This is a genomic window from Phytobacter diazotrophicus (assembly GCF_052061655.1).
Taxonomy (GTDB): Bacteria; Pseudomonadota; Gammaproteobacteria; order Enterobacterales; family Enterobacteriaceae; genus Phytobacter; species Phytobacter diazotrophicus.
The window spans coordinates 4683556-4699983 of sequence record NZ_CM125428.1 but is presented as its reverse complement, the minus strand read 5'-3'; the positions used below and the strand labels follow the sequence as shown (position 1 = coordinate 4699983).

Here is a 16428-nt window from a genome sequence, read left to right as displayed (position 1 = left end):
CATAGCTCAGCGCGAGGCGTTTGAGAATGCCGTATTCACATCCACTGCAATGGGCACGTTAGCGAGCGTCCAGTTCGCCACCGCATTTTTCAACAAATCATCGACGCTGAGATCCTGCCACTCATTTGTTGCGCTCTGGTTTAAGAATTGTAACGCCCTGATTATTATGGGGCGAGGATCGCCAGCGGGCAAGGCTGGCGCATGGTTTTGCTTGGAGAGTTTATTCCCTTGCGCATTGAGCGCCAGCGGCAGATGGACATACTGTGGCACTAGCCAGCCAAATTGTTGGTAGAGCGAAATTTGCCTGACCGTGGGTTCAATTAAATCTGCGCCGCGCACAATTTCCGTGATGCCCTGAAAATGGTCATCAACCACGACGGCGAGGTTATAGGCAAACAGGCCATCCCGGCGGTGGATAATAAAATCCTCGCGCGCCAGTTTTTCATCCGCATACAGTTCGCCGCGCAACCTGTCGTGAAAATGGAGCACCGGATGTTGCTGTACCAGACGTACAGCCGCATTTTCCGGGCCATTGTTAGCGCTACGGCAGTGGCCGTCATAGGTGCCGCCCACGCTCTGAATGCGCGCCCGCGTACAGGTACAGTAGTAACTCAGCCCACGCGCATGAAGCCAGGCCAGTGCGTCGCGGTAGGCCTCATGACGTTGTGATTGCCAGAGTACATCGCCATTCCAGTGCAGGCCGTAATGCTCAAGCTGGCGCAAGATGGTGTCTGCGGCACCGGGAACTTCACGCGGGGGATCAATATCTTCGATACGCACTCGCCAGATACCCTGCTGCGCGCGCGCCTGCAGGTAGCTGCCAAGTGCAGCAATGAGTGAGCCAAAATGGAGTTCACCGGACGGTGACGGCGCAAAGCGCCCAATATAGTGAGAGTCAGACATAAAGACAGGAAAACGCCGACAATACGGGAAATTTTCCCCGACTATAGCACAGCCTGATTTGAAGGCGCAGGCTGGAATCAGCGCTGCGCCGTCTGAGGGGTTGACCGGCTGTCGGTCAGAGGCGAATTAACCCGCCATCTGTTTTTCGCGAATTTCCGCCAGTGTTTTGCAATCGATGCACAGGTCAGCGGTCGGACGCGCTTCCAGGCGGCGAATGCCGATTTCAACACCGCAAGATTCGCAGTAGCCGAAATCTTCGTCTTCAACTTTTTTCAGCGTTTTCTCGATCTTTTTGATCAGTTTACGCTCGCGGTCACGGTTACGCAGTTCGAGGCTGAACTCTTCTTCCTGTGCGGCACGGTCTACCGGGTCCGGGAAGTTAGCTGCTTCATCCTGCATATGGGTGACGGTGCGATCGACTTCATCCCTGAGTTGATTACGCCACGCTTCAAGAATACGCCTGAAGTGCGCCAGCTGGGCTTCATTCATATACTCTTCGCCCGGTTTCTCTTGATACGGCTCCACCCCAGCGATGGCGAGAATACTCAGGGACGATGTTTTACGGTTTTGCCCTTCTTGCATGTTGCTTCTCCTTAACACGCACTATCGATCCCCGTGTTGGGGGAAAATCAGGCCGCTATAAATAGCAGATGCTTTTCCGGATGGCAAATATCTAAACGTAACACTTGACAAGCCTGTGAGGAAAAGCGTATTTGCGCACGCGACCAGAACACTTATTAGTCAATTTAGTCAATCACTGCCCTATATCGTGAAAGGCAGCGGCAATCTCAGAGTCATATTTGTAGCAGAAAGTTCCGCTTTTACCGCCAGAATTTCTACTCCCTGACCTTGTGCTTCCTTTAACAATCGTGCGTATTTCTCATCAATATGGCGCGCTGGAGAAAAATGTTCAACGGCTGAATGCAGCACGGCAAACAGAATAACGGCGCGGTCGCCGCTGGCCGCTACGCTCATTAACTCACGCAGATGCTTTTGTCCGCGTAGCGTAACTGCATCAGGGAAAAAACCGCATTCCCGCTCGGCGAGCGTTACTGATTTCACTTCAATATAGCAGTTGCGTCGGCCATCCGCCTGTAACAGAAAATCAATTCTGCTGCCTTCGGCACCATATTTCACTTCACTTTTCAGTGCACTGTAACCCGACAGTCCTGGCAAACGGTTTTGCTGTATTGCTTCTTTCGTTAACGTATTAGCGCGAAGCGTATTAACGCAAATAAAAGTGCCCTGTTGGGTTTGCGTTAATTCCCATGTATGCGGATATTTGCGTTTAGTATTTTCTGATGTGGAATACCAAACCGTGTCGCCAGGCGTGGCGCAACCGGTCATTGCGCCGGTATTGGGACAATGGATTGTCAATGTTTCGCCTTCTGGCGTGATCACATCGGCAAGAAACCGCTTATAGCGCTGAATAAGCGTGGCGGATCTAAGGGGCGGAGAAAATTCCATGACATATCCTTTTTATGTTTTTAGCGTCCAGCGGTTTAACGCCGTGTAGCGCAGACGTCCTCCGGCAAACTGCGATTCATATAAGACAAATTCTGTTACAGGAAAAGTCCAGTGAAAACCCGGCGGCGGTATCGTGACCGCGTGACTGGCATCGCGCAGCAGTGTGATATGAGGATGAAACGGCGTCGGACTTTGCCAGCATCCGCTGCGTGCAGCCTGAGCGCGCAGCATATCCGCCAGTTGCAACAGCCCGCGTGGCGACTGGCGACAGCCAAGCCAGACGACGCGCGAACGCAACCATTGCCCGGCATCATCGAGTTGTAACGTAAAGCCTGGCTGACGAATGCGCCCGGCCAGCGTTTCCAGCGCCCGTTGTTTTTCCGCGCTCACTTCCCCCAAAAACGCCAGTGTCAGATGTAAGTTTGCTGCCGCAACCGGTCGTCCGGCATCCTGCGGGAAATGTTCCGCCCGCCAGCGCACCACCTCCTGTCGGGTGGCGTCGGGCAATTCGATGGCAAAAAACAGCCTTTTCGATTCAGACATGGCAGGCACTCAGTTAGGATTTGTCGCGATGCTACAATGGCAGGCGGATGCTCGCAAATCCTTCGGCGCTCCAAAGCGCCGTAGTTCATGTACAATTGGCCCCGTCCTTATCAATGTGAATCCTCTGGAGCCTTGAGTGTCCTCACTGCCGGTTGCTGCCGTATTGCCCGACCTTCTCAATGCGTTACAACACGCTCCCCAGGTACTGTTAACTGCCCCGACTGGCGCGGGGAAGTCAACCTGGCTGCCGCTGCAATTGTTGCAGCAGGGCGGTATTGACGGGCGTATTTTACTGCTTGAACCGCGCAGGCTGGCTGCCCGTAACGTGGCGCAACGGCTGGCGGAACTGCTTAATGAGCAGCCTGGTGACACGGTCGGCTACCGGATGAGAGCCCAAACCTGTGTTGGGCCGAATACGCGTCTGGAAGTGGTGACTGAGGGGATCCTGACGCGAATGATCCAGCACGATCCCGAGCTGAACGGCGTTGGTCTGGTGATCCTTGATGAATTCCACGAACGTAGCCTGCAGGCCGATCTGGCGCTGGCGCTATTGCTGGATGTCCAGCAGGGACTGCGTGACGACCTGAAACTGCTGGTCATGTCAGCCACCCTTGATAACAGCCGCCTGCAGACCCTGTTGCCGGATGCGCCGCTAATTGTTTCCGAGGGACGTATGCACCCGGTCGAGCGGCGTTATCAGGCCTTAAACAGCCATCAGCGCTTTGACGAGGCGGTCGCGGTGGCGACAGCCGATTTGCTGCGTTCACAATCGGGGTCGTTGTTACTGTTTTTGCCGGGAGTAGGGGAGATCCAGCGTGTGCAGGAACAACTGTCCAGCCGGGTCGCTGACGATGTATTGCTCTGTCCGCTGTATGGGGCGTTGTCGCTCAATGAACAACGCAAAGCCATTCTTCCGCCGCCTGCCGGGCAACGAAAGGTGGTGCTGGCGACCAATATCGCCGAGACCAGCCTGACCATCGAAGGCATTCGCCTGGTAGTGGACAGCGCCCAGGAGCGGGTGGCCCGTTTCGATTCGCGAACAGGGCTAACACGGCTTGTTACTCAGCGCGTGAGCCAGGCATCGATGACGCAGCGTGCCGGACGTGCCGGGCGCCTTGAGCCGGGTATCTGTTTGCATTTGATCGGCAAAGAACAGGCCGAAAGGGCGGCGGCACAGAGCGAGCCAGAGATTTTGCAAAGCGATTTGTCTGGCCTGTTGATGGAGCTGTTACAGTGGGGATGCCAGGATCCCGTGCAGCTTACCTGGCTGGATTTACCGCCAGCGACTAACCTTGCCGCAGCGAAGCGGTTGTTGACGCAACTGCGGGCGCTGGAAGGCGATCGCCTCTCTGCGTTCGGGAAGAAAATGGCATCGCTGGGTAACGATCCGCGCCTGGCCGCGATGTTAGCGAGCGCCAGCGGTGCGAATGAGGTGGCAACGGCGGCGAAGCTGGCTGCCATCCTTGAAGAGCCGCCGCGCGGCGGTAATACCGATTTGAGTGTTGCCTTTTCCCGCAATCAGCCCCAGTGGCAGCAGCGTGCCCGACAGTTGATCCGGCGGTTGAAAAGTGCGGAAGGGGAGCCGGATAGCGATCTGTTGGCACCGTTGCTCGCCAGCGCTTTTGCCGACCGCATTGCGCGCAGGCGTGGGCAGGATGGGCGTTATCAGCTGGCAAACGGAATGGGCGCAATGCTTGACGCAGATGACGCGCTTAATCGCCATGAATGGCTGCTCGCGCCACTGCTGTTACAAGGGAGCCAGTCGCCGGATGCCCGCATTTTGCTGGCGCTGCCGCTGGATATTGATCGGTTAATGGCAGCCTGTCCGCACATTGTTGAGCCGTCTGACTCTGTGGAATGGGATGAAGCGCTGGGAACCTTAAAGGCGTTTCGCCGTAGCCGGATTGGTCAATTGACGGTGAAGGTTCAGCCGCTGGCGAAGCTTCCGGAAGAAGAACTACACCAGGCGATGCTTAACGGCATTCGCGATAAAGGGCTGGATGTCCTTAACTGGACGCCGGAGGCGAAACAGCTTCGTCTGCGTTTACATTGCGCGGCGAAATGGCTGCCGGAAGAGGCATGGCCTGCGGTGGATGACGCTTCGCTGCTGGCTTCTCTGGAAAGCTGGTTGTTACCGCAAATGGGGGGCGTACATTCGCTTCGCGCGTTGAAAGCGCTGGATGTGGGCGAAGCATTAAAAGCTTTCTTACCCTGGCCTTTGCGTCAACGTCTGGATAGTGAACTGCCTGGGCATTACACTGTGCCGACGGGAAGTCGGATTGCCATTCGTTATCATGAGGATAATCCGCCTGCTCTGGCGGTGCGTATGCAGGAGATGTTTGGTGAGGCCACAACGCCTGTTATCGCTCAGGGGCGCATTGCGCTGGTACTGGAACTGCTTTCCCCGGCTCAGCGTCCGCTGCAGATTACGCGCGATTTAGCGGCGTTCTGGCAGGGCGCCTACCGTGAAGTGCAAAAAGAGATGAAAGGGCGTTACCCGAAACATGTCTGGCCAGACGATCCGGCAAATGCCGCACCAACGCGGCGCACGAAAAAGTATTCGTAATTATGGGCGGGGCAGAGTGATGCCCTCACCCCAGCCCTCTCCCACAGGGAGAGGGTGCAGACACTAAAGATTTTCTCAACGAGAAAATCTGCTGTTTATTTTGAGAGATTTCTTCTTCTGCCTGGAGGCGGAAGAACTGAGAATCAGGCCCTTGCGCCTGAATGTTGCGGAGAGAGAGCATGGCGGGGAATGACCGCGAGCCAATTGGACGTAAGAGCAGACCTTCACGTCCGGCAAAAGAGAAAGTAAGTCGTCGTCGAGTCAGAGAAGAGGAATACGACGATTACGAAGATGATGATGGCGATGAGCAGGACTCAGCGCCGCGCAAAGGGAAAGGGAAAGGTAAAGGCGGTAAACCTCGCGGTAAGCGCCGTTGGTTCTGGCTGCTGTTGAAAATTTGTATCGTGGGTGCGGTGCTGCTGGCCATTTATGGCGTGTACCTGGATCAGAAGATCCGCAGCCGTATCGATGGCAAAGTGTGGCAACTGCCGGCTGCCGTCTATGGCCGTATGGTCAACCTTGAGCCGGATATGCCCATCAGCAAAAACGAGATGGTCAAACTGCTGGAAGCCACACAGTACCGTCAGGTGACGAAGATGACGCGTCCTGGCGAGTTTACCGTGCAGGCGAAAAGCATTGAGATGATCCGCCGCCCGTTTGACTTCCCTGACAGCAAAGAAGGGCAGGTCAGGGCACGTCTGACGTTTGATGGCGACCGACTCGATAGCATTGAGAACATGGACAGCAACCGTCAGTTCGGTTTCTTCCGTCTCGATCCGCGTTTGATCACCATGCTTTCCTCGCCTAACGGCGAACAGCGTCTGTTTGTCCCGCGCAGTGGCTTCCCGGATCTGCTGGTGGATACGCTGCTGGCGACCGAAGACCGCCATTTCTACGAGCATGATGGTATCAGTTTTTACTCGATTGGCCGTGCGGTGCTGGCGAACCTGACCGCCGGACGTACGGTGCAGGGGGCGAGTACGCTGACCCAGCAACTGGTAAAAAACCTGTTCCTGAGCAGCGAGCGCTCCTACTGGCGTAAGGCTAACGAAGCCTATATGGCGCTGATCGTCGATGCCCGTTACAGCAAGGATCGTATCCTTGAACTGTACATGAACGAAGTGTACCTCGGGCAGAGCGGTGATAACGAAATCCGTGGTTTCCCGTTGGCAAGCCTTTACTATTTTGGCCGTCCGGTGGAAGAGCTGAGTCTCGACCAGCAGGCGATGTTGGTCGGTATGGTGAAAGGGGCGTCAATCTACAACCCGTGGCGTAACCCAAAACTGGCCCTGGAGCGACGTAACCTTGTCCTGCGCCTGATGCAAGAGCAGAAGGTGATTGACCAGGAGCTTTACGACATGCTCAGCGCCCGTCCGCTTGGCGTGCAGCCGCGCGGTGGCGTAATTTCGCCGCAGCCTGCGTTTATGCAGATGGTCCGTCAGGAGCTTCAGGCTAAACTCGGCGATGACAAAGTGAAGGACTTGTCGGGCGTGAAGATTTTCACCACCTTTGATTCTGTTGCGCAGGACGCGGCAGAAAAAGCGGCGGTGGAAGGTATTCCGGCCTTGATCAAGCAGCGTAAGCTGGACGACCTGGAAACCGCGATGGTGGTTGTGGATCGCTTCAGTGGCGAAGTCCGTGCAATGGTCGGCGGGGCGACGCCGCAATTTGCGGGCTATAACCGTGCGATGCAGGCGCGCCGCTCTATCGGCTCGCTGGCAAAACCGGCGACCTACCTGACAGCGCTAAGCCAGCCGGATAAATTCCGTCTGAATACCTCCATTGCCGATGCGCCGATTTCACTGCGTCTGTCCAATGGTCAGGTCTGGGCACCGCAGAACGACGACCACCGTTTTAGCGGTCAGGTGATGCTGGTGGATGCGTTAACGCGCTCTATGAACGTGCCGACAGTTAACCTCGGGATGGCTATGGGGCTGCCTGCGGTGACCGATACCTGGTTGAAATTAGGTGCGCCTAAAGATCAGTTAACGGCTAACCCGTCTATGCTGTTGGGGGCGCTCAACCTGACGCCGATTGAAGTCGCGCAAGCGTTCCAGACCATCGCCAGCGGCGGTAACCGTGCAACGTTGTCTGCACTGCGTTCAGTCATTGCAGAGGATGGTACGGTGCTGTACCAGAGTTATCCGCAGTCTGAGCGTGCGGTGCCTGCACAAGCGGCCTATTTGACCCTGTGGACCATGCAACAGGTTATTCAGCGCGGTACCGGGCGCCAGCTCGGCGCGAAATATCCGGGGCTGCATCTGGCAGGAAAAACCGGTACCACCAACAACAACGTCGATACCTGGTTTGCCGGGATTGACGGGCGTGAAGTGACGATTACCTGGGTTGGGCGTGATAATAATCAGCCGACCAAGCTGTATGGTGCGAGCGGGGCGATGGCTATCTATCAACGCTATCTGGCAAACCAGTCGCCAATTCCGCTGGATCTGACGCCGCCGGAAGATATCACCACCATGAGCGTGGATGATATGGGGAACTTCATTTGCGGCGGTGGCGGTGTGCGTTCACTGCCGGTCTGGACGACCAGCCCGGAAACGCTGTGTCAGCAAAATCCGATGATGCAGCAACCGCAGCAGGGTAATCCGTTCGATCAGTCAACCCCGCCGCCGCAACAGCAGCAGCCTCAGCAACAGCCACCGCAGCAGCAAGAGAAGAGCGATGGTGTCGCAGGCTGGATTAAAGATATGTTCGGTAGTAACTAATGCTCAAACCCCCAGTCGCCCGGCTGGGGGTTTTTGATTTTGGCATGCCTGGAACATCTCTTTAACCTCGTTTTAAATCCTTTTTAATTCCTTCTTAACGCCATCCTTTTTAGCTGGTTGTTTATTAATCCCTCATACCGCGCAGGGCCGCTTAGCGCTTGCTATGCGGTCGGCGCTTCGCATATTATGCTGCCGTCATAATAATAATTATCGTTTACGTTATCATTCACTCATTGTCAGAGAACAAACAATGGCGCGTCTAAAAACTGCTCAGCCAGTCAACACCTCACTGCGTAAACTCGCAGTAGTTGTAGCCACAGCGGTTAGCGGCATGTCTGTCTATGCACAGGCTGCAACGACCCAACCTGAAGAAACCGTTACCGTAACCTCCAGCAGCACGGCGGGGCAGGAAAATGCCTGGGGCCCGGCGGCGACGATTGCCGCGCGCCACTCTGCGACGGGGACCAAAACCGATACCCCGATAGAAAAGACCCCGCAGTCGATCTCCGTGGTAACCAGCGAAGAGATGGCCCTGCATCAGCCTAAGTCCGTGAAGGAAGCGCTGAGTTACACACCGGGTGTCGCCGTGGGGACGCGTGGCGCATCCAACACCTATGACTATCTTGTCATTCGTGGTTTTGCCGCAGATGGTCAGAGCCAGAATAACTACCTCGACGGTATGAAGATGCAGGGCAACTTCTACAACGACGCGGTGATTGATCCTTACATGCTCGAACGTGCTGAAATCCTGCGCGGCCCGGCTTCTGTGCTGTACGGTAAGAGCAGCCCAGGTGGGTTACTGAACATGGTCAGCAAACGTCCGACAACGACGCCGCTGTATGAAGTGCAGTTCAAGATGGGCACCGATAACCTGTACCAGACAGGTTTTGATTTTAGCGACGCGCTGGATGACGACGGCGTTTATTCTTATCGTTTGACCGGTCTGGCGCGCTCCGCTAACGCCCAACAGGAAGGGGCAAAAGAGCAGCGCTACACCATTGCGCCGTCTTTCAGTTGGCGTCCTGATGACAAAACGAACTTCACATTCCTCTCTTATTTCCAGAACGAACCGGATACGGGTTACTACGGCTGGTTACCGAAAGAGGGGACCGTTCAGCCGTTGCCAAATGGCTCCCGTCTGCCGACCGACTTCAACGAAGGTGCGAAGAACAACACCTATTCCCGTAATGAGAAAATGGTGGGTTACAGCTTCGAACATGGCTTTAACGATACCTTCACGCTGCGCCAGAACCTGCGTTACGCGGAAAACAAAGTCGCGCAGAATAGCGTCTATGGTTACGGCGTCTGCTCAGATTCAGCCAACGGTTTTAACGCTAGCTGTAATGCGCTCTCTGCAGCGGATAAAGGCCACTATCTGGCACGTAAATACGTCGTTGATAGCGAACGTCTGCAGACGTTCACTGTGGATACTCAGTTGCAGAGCAAATTCGCCACTGGCGATGTAGATCATACCCTGCTGACTGGCGTTGATTTTATGCGTATGCGTAATGATATCGACTCCTGGTTCGGTTATGACAACTCTGTTCCGTTGCTGGATCTCTACAACCCTGTCTCTTCTGATTTCGATTTCGGCACCAAAGACCTGACTAACTCCGGTCCTTATCAAGTGCTGAATAAACAGAAACAGACCGGTGTGTATGCGCAGGATCAGGCGCAGTGGGACAAAGTGCTGGTCACCCTCGGGGGGCGTTATGACTGGGCGAAGCAGGAAACCTTGACCCGTACCACGGGCATACAAACCACCCGTGACGATAAGCAATTCACCTGGCGCGGCGGTGTTAACTACCTGTTCGACAATGGTGTAACACCGTACTTTAGCTATAGCGAATCCTTCGAACCGGCATCCACGACGGGCCAGAATGGCAAGATTTTCGCACCGTCTAAAGGTAAGCAGTACGAAGCGGGCGTGAAATACGTACCGAAAGATCGTCCTATTGTGCTGACCGGTGCAGTGTATCAGTTGACCAAAACCAACAACCTGATGGGCGATCCGGCAGGATCTTTCTACTCGGTTGAAGGCGGCGAAATCCGTGCGCGCGGCGTTGAGCTTGAAGCGAAAGCGGCACTCTCTGCCAGCATCAATGTGGTCGGTTCTTATACCTATACCGACGCTGAGTACACTACCGATACCAACTACAAAGGCAACACCCCTGCCCAGGTGCCAAAACACATGGCATCTCTGTGGGGCGATTACACCATCTTTGATGGCGCGCTCTCTGGTTTGACGCTGGGTACCGGCGCTCGCTTTACCGGTTCCAGCCAGGGCGACCCGGCGAACTCTTTCAAAGTGGGAAGCTACACGTTAGTTGACGCACTGGTGCGTTACGATCTGGCGCGTGTAGGCCTGGCGGGCTCGAATGTGGCGTTACATGTGAATAACCTGTTCGATCGCGAGTACGTCGCAAGCTGCTTTAATACCTATGGTTGCTTCTGGGGGGCTGAGCGCCAGGTGGTGGCGACAGCAACCTTCCGCTTCTAATCTCTCTTCGGGCACGGTTCGCCGTGCCCTTTTAAAAGTTGGCACTCATGCAGGAAAACAACGCGCTTCCCGATACCACGTTTCAACTCACCGACGTCACATTCAGTGTGCCTGGCCGCACGCTGCTGCATCCCCTTTCTCTGACCTTTCCGGTTGGCAAAGTCACTGGCCTTATCGGGCATAACGGTTCAGGGAAATCCACACTGCTTAAAATGCTGGGGCGTCATCAACCGCCTTCGCAGGGAGATGTTCTGCTTGACGGACAGCCGCTGGCAAGTTGGAGCAGTAAATCCTTTGCCCGTAAGGTGGCCTATCTGCCGCAGCAGTTGCCGCAGGCAGAAGGTATGACGGTACGTGAACTGGTGGCGATTGGTCGGTATCCGTGGCATGGCGCGCTGGGCCGTTTTGGCGTGGCTGACAGAGAGAAAGTGGAAGAGGCGATAGCGCTGGTTGGACTCAAACCACTGGCGCATCGTCTGGTTGATAGTCTGTCCGGCGGCGAACGTCAGCGTGCATGGATTGCCATGCTGGTGGCACAGGATAGCCGTTGTCTGCTACTGGATGAACCGACCTCGGCACTGGATATCGCTCATCAGGTGGACGTGCTGGCGCTGGTGCATCGTTTAAGCCAGCAGCGCGGGCTGACGGTAATTGCCGTGTTACACGATATCAATATGGCGGCGCGCTATTGCGATTACCTTGTTGCATTACGCGGCGGTGAAATGATTGCCCAGGGGACCCCGGATACACTCATGCGTGCGGAGACTCTCGAACAAATTTACGGTATCCCGATGGGGATTCTTCCTCACCCGTCAGGTGCTGCCCCGGTGAGCTTTGTCTATTGATGGATGGCCTGAACCTGATTAGCCGTCGTCGCCTGTTGACGATGATGGCGCTCTCTCCTTTGCTGTGGCAGATGCGCAGCGCGCAGGCCGCGGAAATCGACACGCAGCGGATTGTCGGTCTGGAGTGGCTGCCGGTCGAACTGCTGCTGGCGCTGGGGATTAAACCTTACGGCATTGCCGATATTCCCAATTACAACCTGTGGGTGAATGAACCTGCGCTCCCCGCCGGAGTGATTGACGTTGGGCTGCGCACGGAGCCCAATCTGGAACTGCTTACGCAGATGAAACCTTCTTTCCTGGTCTGGTCTGCCGGCTATGGCCCCTCTGCCGATGTACTGGCGAGAATCGCGCCGGGGCAGGGGTTCAATTTTAGCGACGGTAAGAAACCGCTGGCGACGGCAAGAAAATCCCTCAACGAGATGGCACAGCTGTTCCATATGGAAGCGGCGGCGAAAGCGCATCTGGATACCTTCGATAGCTTTATTGCCGACAGAAAACCGCACTTCAGACCGCGTGGCGAACGCCCGTTGCTGATGATGACGCTGCTGGATGCACGCCACATGCTGGTCTTTACTCGCAACTGCCTGTTCCAGGAAGTCCTGGATGAGTTTGGTATTCAAAACGCCTGGCAGGGGGAAACCTCGTTCTGGGGGAGCACCGCCGTGGGGATTGATCGCCTGGCGATGTATAAAGACGTCGATGTTCTCTGTTTTGACCACGGTAATGATGCTGATATGCGTAAGTTGATGGCGACTCCGCTGTGGCAGGCGATGCCATTTGTTCGCGCGGGCCGATTCCAGCGCGTACCTGCCGTCTGGTTCTATGGCGCGACGCTCTCTGCCATGCACTTTGTGCGTGTTCTGGATAACGCACTCGGGGGCAAAGCATGAGAAGACCGTTTGCGTTACTGCCGGGCCTGCTACTGGCAGTGTTATTCATTGCTGGCGCCTGGCTAACCTGGCTGAATTTAAATGCCGCGCTTCCCCGCGTACAGTGGGGACAGGCTATCTTTTCGCCCAACGTTGATGTGATTGAACAGATGCTGTTCCATTACAGCCTGCTGCCACGACTGGTGATTTCGCTGTTAGTCGGGGCTGGCCTGGGGCTGGTGGGGGTACTGTTCCAGCAGGTCTTACGTAACCCGCTGGCAGAACCTACAACGCTCGGGGTTTCTACCGGCGCGCAACTGGGCATCACCGTCGTCACGCTCTGGGCGCTTCCGGGCGCGTTAACCACGCAGTTTGCCGCGCTGGCCGGCGCCTGTGTGGTTGGCGCGCTGGTGTTTGGGGTTGCCTGGGGCAAACGGCTTTCTCCGGTGACGCTCATTCTGGCAGGGCTGGTGGTGAGCCTCTACTGCGGGGCGGTCAACCAGTTGTTGGTGATTTTCCACCACGATGCGCTGCAAAGTATGTTCCTGTGGAGCACCGGTACGCTTACCCAGACCGACTGGAGCGGCGTGCAGCGCCTGTGGCCGCAGCTGATCGGCGGCGTGGTGCTCACCCTGCTGTTGCTGCGACCATTAACGCTGATGGGGCTGGATGATGGCGTTGCCCGCAATCTTGGTCTCGCGTTATCAATGGCGCGTCTGGCCGCGCTTACGCTTGCGATCGTACTCAGCGCACTGCTGGTGAATGCGGTCGGGATTATCGGCTTTATCGGCCTGTTTGCACCTTTGTTGGCGAAAATGCTCGGTGCGCGGCGTCTGTTGGCGCGTCTGATGCTCGCCCCCCTGATTGGCGCCCTGATTCTTTGGCTATCTGACCAGCTTATCCTGTGGCTCGCCCGCGTATGGAGAGAGGTCTCCACAGGATCTATGACGGCGCTGATTGGTGCGCCGCTGTTACTGTGGCTGCTGCCGCGTTTGCGCAGCATGAGCGCGCCTTCGATGGATGTCGGGGACAATGTCCCCACGGAACGGCAGAACGTGCAATGGTTTGCGCTGGCCGGGCTGGTTGTATTGCTACTGGGCGTACTGGTGGCTCTTTCGTTCGGACGCGACGCGGAAAGCTGGCGCTGGATTAGCGGTACGATGCTCGACGATCTAATGCAGTGGCGTTTGCCGCGGATTATCGCCGCGCTGACCGCCGGGATCATGCTGGCGGTAGCCGGGTGTATTATTCAGCGCCTGACGGGGAACCCGATGGCAAGCCCGGAAGTGCTGGGGATCAGCTCCGGAGCGGCCTTCGGTGTTGTGGTCATGCTGTTCTTCGTGCCGGGGAATGCGTTTGGCTGGCTGATGCCAGCCGGCAGTCTCGGTGCGGCCATTACGCTGCTGATCATTCTGATTGCCGCCGGTCGCGGGGGCTTTTCGCCGCACCGTATGCTACTGGCCGGGATGGCGCTCAGTACCGCGTTCACCATGCTGTTGATGATGTTGCAGGCAAGCGGCGATCCGCGTATGGCGAAGATCCTGACGTGGATTTCCGGTTCGACCTATCACGCGACCTTTGAGCAGGTGATGCGTACGGGGCTGATGATGGTCGTGCTCCTGGCGCTGGTGCCGTTATGTCGTCGCTGGCTGACGGTATTGCCGCTGGGCGGTGATACGGCGCGTTCGGTGGGGATGGCGTTGACCACATCACGTATTGGGTTGTTGCTGCTGGCGGCGGCGTTAACGGCAACCGCAACGATGACCATTGGCCCGCTGAGTTTTATCGGCCTGATGGCACCGCATATCGCGCGTATGATGGGTTTTCGCCGTACCATGCCGCATATCGTTATGTCTGCGCTGACGGGGGGGCTTCTGTTGGTGTTTGCCGACTGGTGCGGGCGGATGATGATGTTTCCCTATCAGGTCCCGGCAGGACTGCTGTCGACCTTTATCGGCGCGCCGTATTTTATCTATTTGCTGAGAAAGCAGAGCCGATAAGCGGTGGATCGTCGGTGCGGCCCTAATTAGTAGCCCCGGTAAGCGTTGCGCCACCAGGGCGTGTCCCGGGTGACGGCGCAAGCGCCTTCTCCGGGCTATGATTCTGACTGAACAGGTGCCACGCAAGGCGACACCTGTTTCGTCAGGGATTACAGTTTCGCAAACACGCGGCGTGCTGCATCAACCGTATTGCGGATATCTTCTTCGCTATGCGCGATTGACATAAAACCTGCTTCGAAGGCTGACGGCGCAAAATAGACACCCTCTTCAAGCATCAGATGGAAGAAGCGCTTAAAGCGTTCCACATCGCAGGCCACCACATCCTGATAACAGGTGACTTCCGGCGCATCGGTAAAGAACAGACCGAACATGCCGCCTACGTGGTTGACCACCAGTGGAATACCCTGGCCGCGCGCCGCATCAATCAAGCCATCCGCCAGCAATGCCGTCAGATCATTGAGAGTTTCATGCACGCCCACTTGCGACACTTCGGTCAGGCAGGCATAACCAGCGGCCATGGCAATGGGGTTGCCAGAAAGCGTACCGGCCTGATAGACCGGGCCTGTCGGCGCGAGGGCTTCCATAATGTCGCGGCGGCCACCAAATGCGCCCACCGGCATCCCGCCACCGATGATTTTACCCAGGCAAGTCAGGTCCGGCGTGACGTCATAGTAAGATTGCGCCCCCGCCAGCGCGACGCGGAAGCCGGTCATCACTTCGTCGATAATCAGCAACGCGCCAAACTCATCACAGAGCGCGCGCAGGCCCGGCAGGAAGTCATCTTTCGGCGGAATACAGTTCATGTTACCTGCGACCGGCTCAACGATGATACAGGCGATATCCTGCGGATATTGCTCGAAAGCGTCGCGGACGCTCGACAGATCGTTATAGGTGCAGGTCAGAGTATGTTTGGCGAAATCCGCCGGCACGCCCGGAGAGTTTGGCTGGCCCAGCGTCAGTGCGCCGGATCCCGCTTTGACCAGCAGGCAGTCTGCGTGACCGTGGTAGCAGCCTTCAAATTTGATGATTTTGTCGCGACCGGTAAAACCGCGAGCCAGACGAATCGCACTCATGGTGGCTTCGGTACCGGAGTTCACCATACGCACCATATCCATGGTCGGTACCAGTTGAGTCACCAGTTCGGCCATTTTCACTTCCATCTCGGTCGGCGCACCAAAACTCAGACCGCGCTGGGCGGCTTCAATTACCGCATTGCGAATAGCCGGATGGTTGTGACCCAGCACCATCGGACCCCAGGAGCCGACGTAATCAATGTAAGCTTTGCCATCGGCGTCGTAGAGGTAAGCGCCGTCAGCGCGCTCAATAAACAGCGGCGTGCCTCCTACGCCGGTGAAGGCGCGTACCGGCGAGTTAACGCCGCCGGGGATAAGTCCGCGTGCGGCGCTGTAGAGGTTTTCTGACTTACTCATGAAATCGTTCCTGGTTTGTTAAAAACAATGGGGGTTATTCTAAGGGATTCCTCGAAGAGGATAAAAGTATTGCGCACGGAAAGGATAGCCACCCCAGAGGGAGAATACTTGAACGAATAACCAGGGTAATAGATAATAGCCAAAATGATCGGGTTATTATTTGCCCAGATCGCAGTATGAATGGGAGCGAAAAATGAGTGACGATGTAGCGCTGCCGCTGCAGTTTACCGACGCAGCAGCCAGTAAAGTGAAAAACCTGATTGCGGATGAAGACAATCCGAACCTGAAACTGCGTGTCTACATTACGGGCGGCGGTTGCAGTGGCTTCCAGTATGGCTTCACGTTTGACGACCAGATCAACGATGGCGACATGACCATTGAGAAACAGGGCGTAGGCCTTGTTGTTGACCCGATGAGCCTGCAATATCTGGTGGGTGGTTCGGTTGATTATACCGAAGGTCTGGAAGGTTCCCGTTTTGTGGTGACCAACCCGAACGCAACAAGCACCTGCGGTTGCGGATCCTCATTCAGCATCTGATCCCTGTTCGGATGCCACAAAAAAGCCGTGTCAGTGACACGGCT

The 16428-nt window shown here is 56.2% G+C and carries 12 protein-coding genes; 7 read left to right on the top strand and 5 right to left on the bottom strand.

What is annotated here, in order from left to right:
* Positions 1-6: 6 nt before the first annotated feature.
* The 4 genes from gluQRS to thpR all read right to left on the bottom strand — a co-directional run bounded on the left by gluQRS (position 7) and on the right by thpR (position 2913).
* Positions 7-903, bottom strand: a complete 897-nt coding sequence (gene gluQRS / locus ACS0RQ_RS22850) for a tRNA glutamyl-Q(34) synthetase GluQRS (RefSeq protein ID WP_271848846.1) — start codon at positions 901-903, stop codon at positions 7-9.
* Between the two features lie 126 nt (positions 904-1029).
* Complete coding sequence (dksA, locus tag ACS0RQ_RS22845; protein ID WP_001155227.1) at positions 1030-1485, bottom strand: RNA polymerase-binding protein DksA; 456 nt, start codon at positions 1483-1485, stop codon at positions 1030-1032.
* A gap of 180 nt (positions 1486-1665) precedes the next feature.
* Positions 1666-2370: a DNA/RNA nuclease SfsA gene (gene sfsA / locus ACS0RQ_RS22840; RefSeq protein ID WP_271848847.1), complete on the bottom strand. Its 705-nt coding sequence runs from the start codon at positions 2368-2370 to the stop codon at positions 1666-1668.
* A gap of 12 nt (positions 2371-2382) precedes the next feature.
* Positions 2383-2913 carry an RNA 2',3'-cyclic phosphodiesterase gene (gene thpR, locus ACS0RQ_RS22835; protein ID WP_039078413.1) on the bottom strand — a complete coding sequence of 177 codons (531 nt, stop codon included), beginning with the start codon at positions 2911-2913 and terminating at the stop codon, positions 2383-2385.
* Between the two features lie 136 nt (positions 2914-3049).
* On the opposite strand from thpR, the gene hrpB reads away from it, so the two are divergent.
* The 6 genes from hrpB to fhuB all read left to right on the top strand — a co-directional run bounded on the left by hrpB (position 3050) and on the right by fhuB (position 14416).
* Entirely contained in the window at positions 3050-5479 is a 2430-nt protein-coding gene (hrpB, locus tag ACS0RQ_RS22830; protein ID WP_271848848.1) for an ATP-dependent helicase HrpB, read from the top strand.
* 179 nt (positions 5480-5658) lie between these two features.
* A complete protein-coding gene (mrcB, locus tag ACS0RQ_RS22825; protein ID WP_271848849.1) occupies positions 5659-8202 on the top strand; it encodes a bifunctional glycosyl transferase/transpeptidase in 2544 nt (847 codons plus the stop codon).
* Positions 8203-8452: 250 nt separating this feature from the next.
* Positions 8453-10702, top strand: coding sequence for a ferrichrome porin FhuA (gene fhuA, locus ACS0RQ_RS22820; RefSeq protein ID WP_079497227.1), 2250 nt, complete (start codon positions 8453-8455; stop codon positions 10700-10702).
* Between the two features lie 47 nt (positions 10703-10749).
* Entirely contained in the window at positions 10750-11547 is a 798-nt protein-coding gene (gene fhuC, locus ACS0RQ_RS22815; RefSeq protein WP_039078417.1) for a Fe3+-hydroxamate ABC transporter ATP-binding protein FhuC, read from the top strand.
* Positions 11547-12437 carry a Fe(3+)-hydroxamate ABC transporter substrate-binding protein FhuD gene (gene fhuD, locus ACS0RQ_RS22810; protein WP_039078418.1) on the top strand — a complete coding sequence of 297 codons (891 nt, stop codon included), beginning with the start codon at positions 11547-11549 and terminating at the stop codon, positions 12435-12437. Before fhuC ends, fhuD begins: the two co-directional genes overlap by 1 nt.
* The gene (gene fhuB, locus ACS0RQ_RS22805; protein WP_271848850.1) at positions 12434-14416 is read left to right on the top strand and encodes a Fe(3+)-hydroxamate ABC transporter permease FhuB; all 1983 of its coding nucleotides are present in this window, start codon (positions 12434-12436) and stop codon (positions 14414-14416) included. The genes fhuD and fhuB overlap by 4 nt, the downstream gene beginning before the upstream one ends.
* A gap of 149 nt (positions 14417-14565) precedes the next feature.
* On the opposite strand, the gene hemL is transcribed toward fhuB, so the two are convergent.
* Entirely contained in the window at positions 14566-15846 is a 1281-nt protein-coding gene (gene hemL / locus ACS0RQ_RS22800) for a glutamate-1-semialdehyde 2,1-aminomutase (protein ID WP_271848851.1), read from the bottom strand.
* A 193-nt stretch (positions 15847-16039) separates the two neighbouring features.
* Here hemL and erpA point away from each other — a divergent pair, with 193 nt between their 5' ends.
* Positions 16040-16384, top strand: a complete 345-nt coding sequence (erpA, locus tag ACS0RQ_RS22795) for an iron-sulfur cluster insertion protein ErpA (RefSeq protein ID WP_039078421.1) — start codon at positions 16040-16042, stop codon at positions 16382-16384.
* Positions 16385-16428 lie beyond the last annotated feature (44 nt).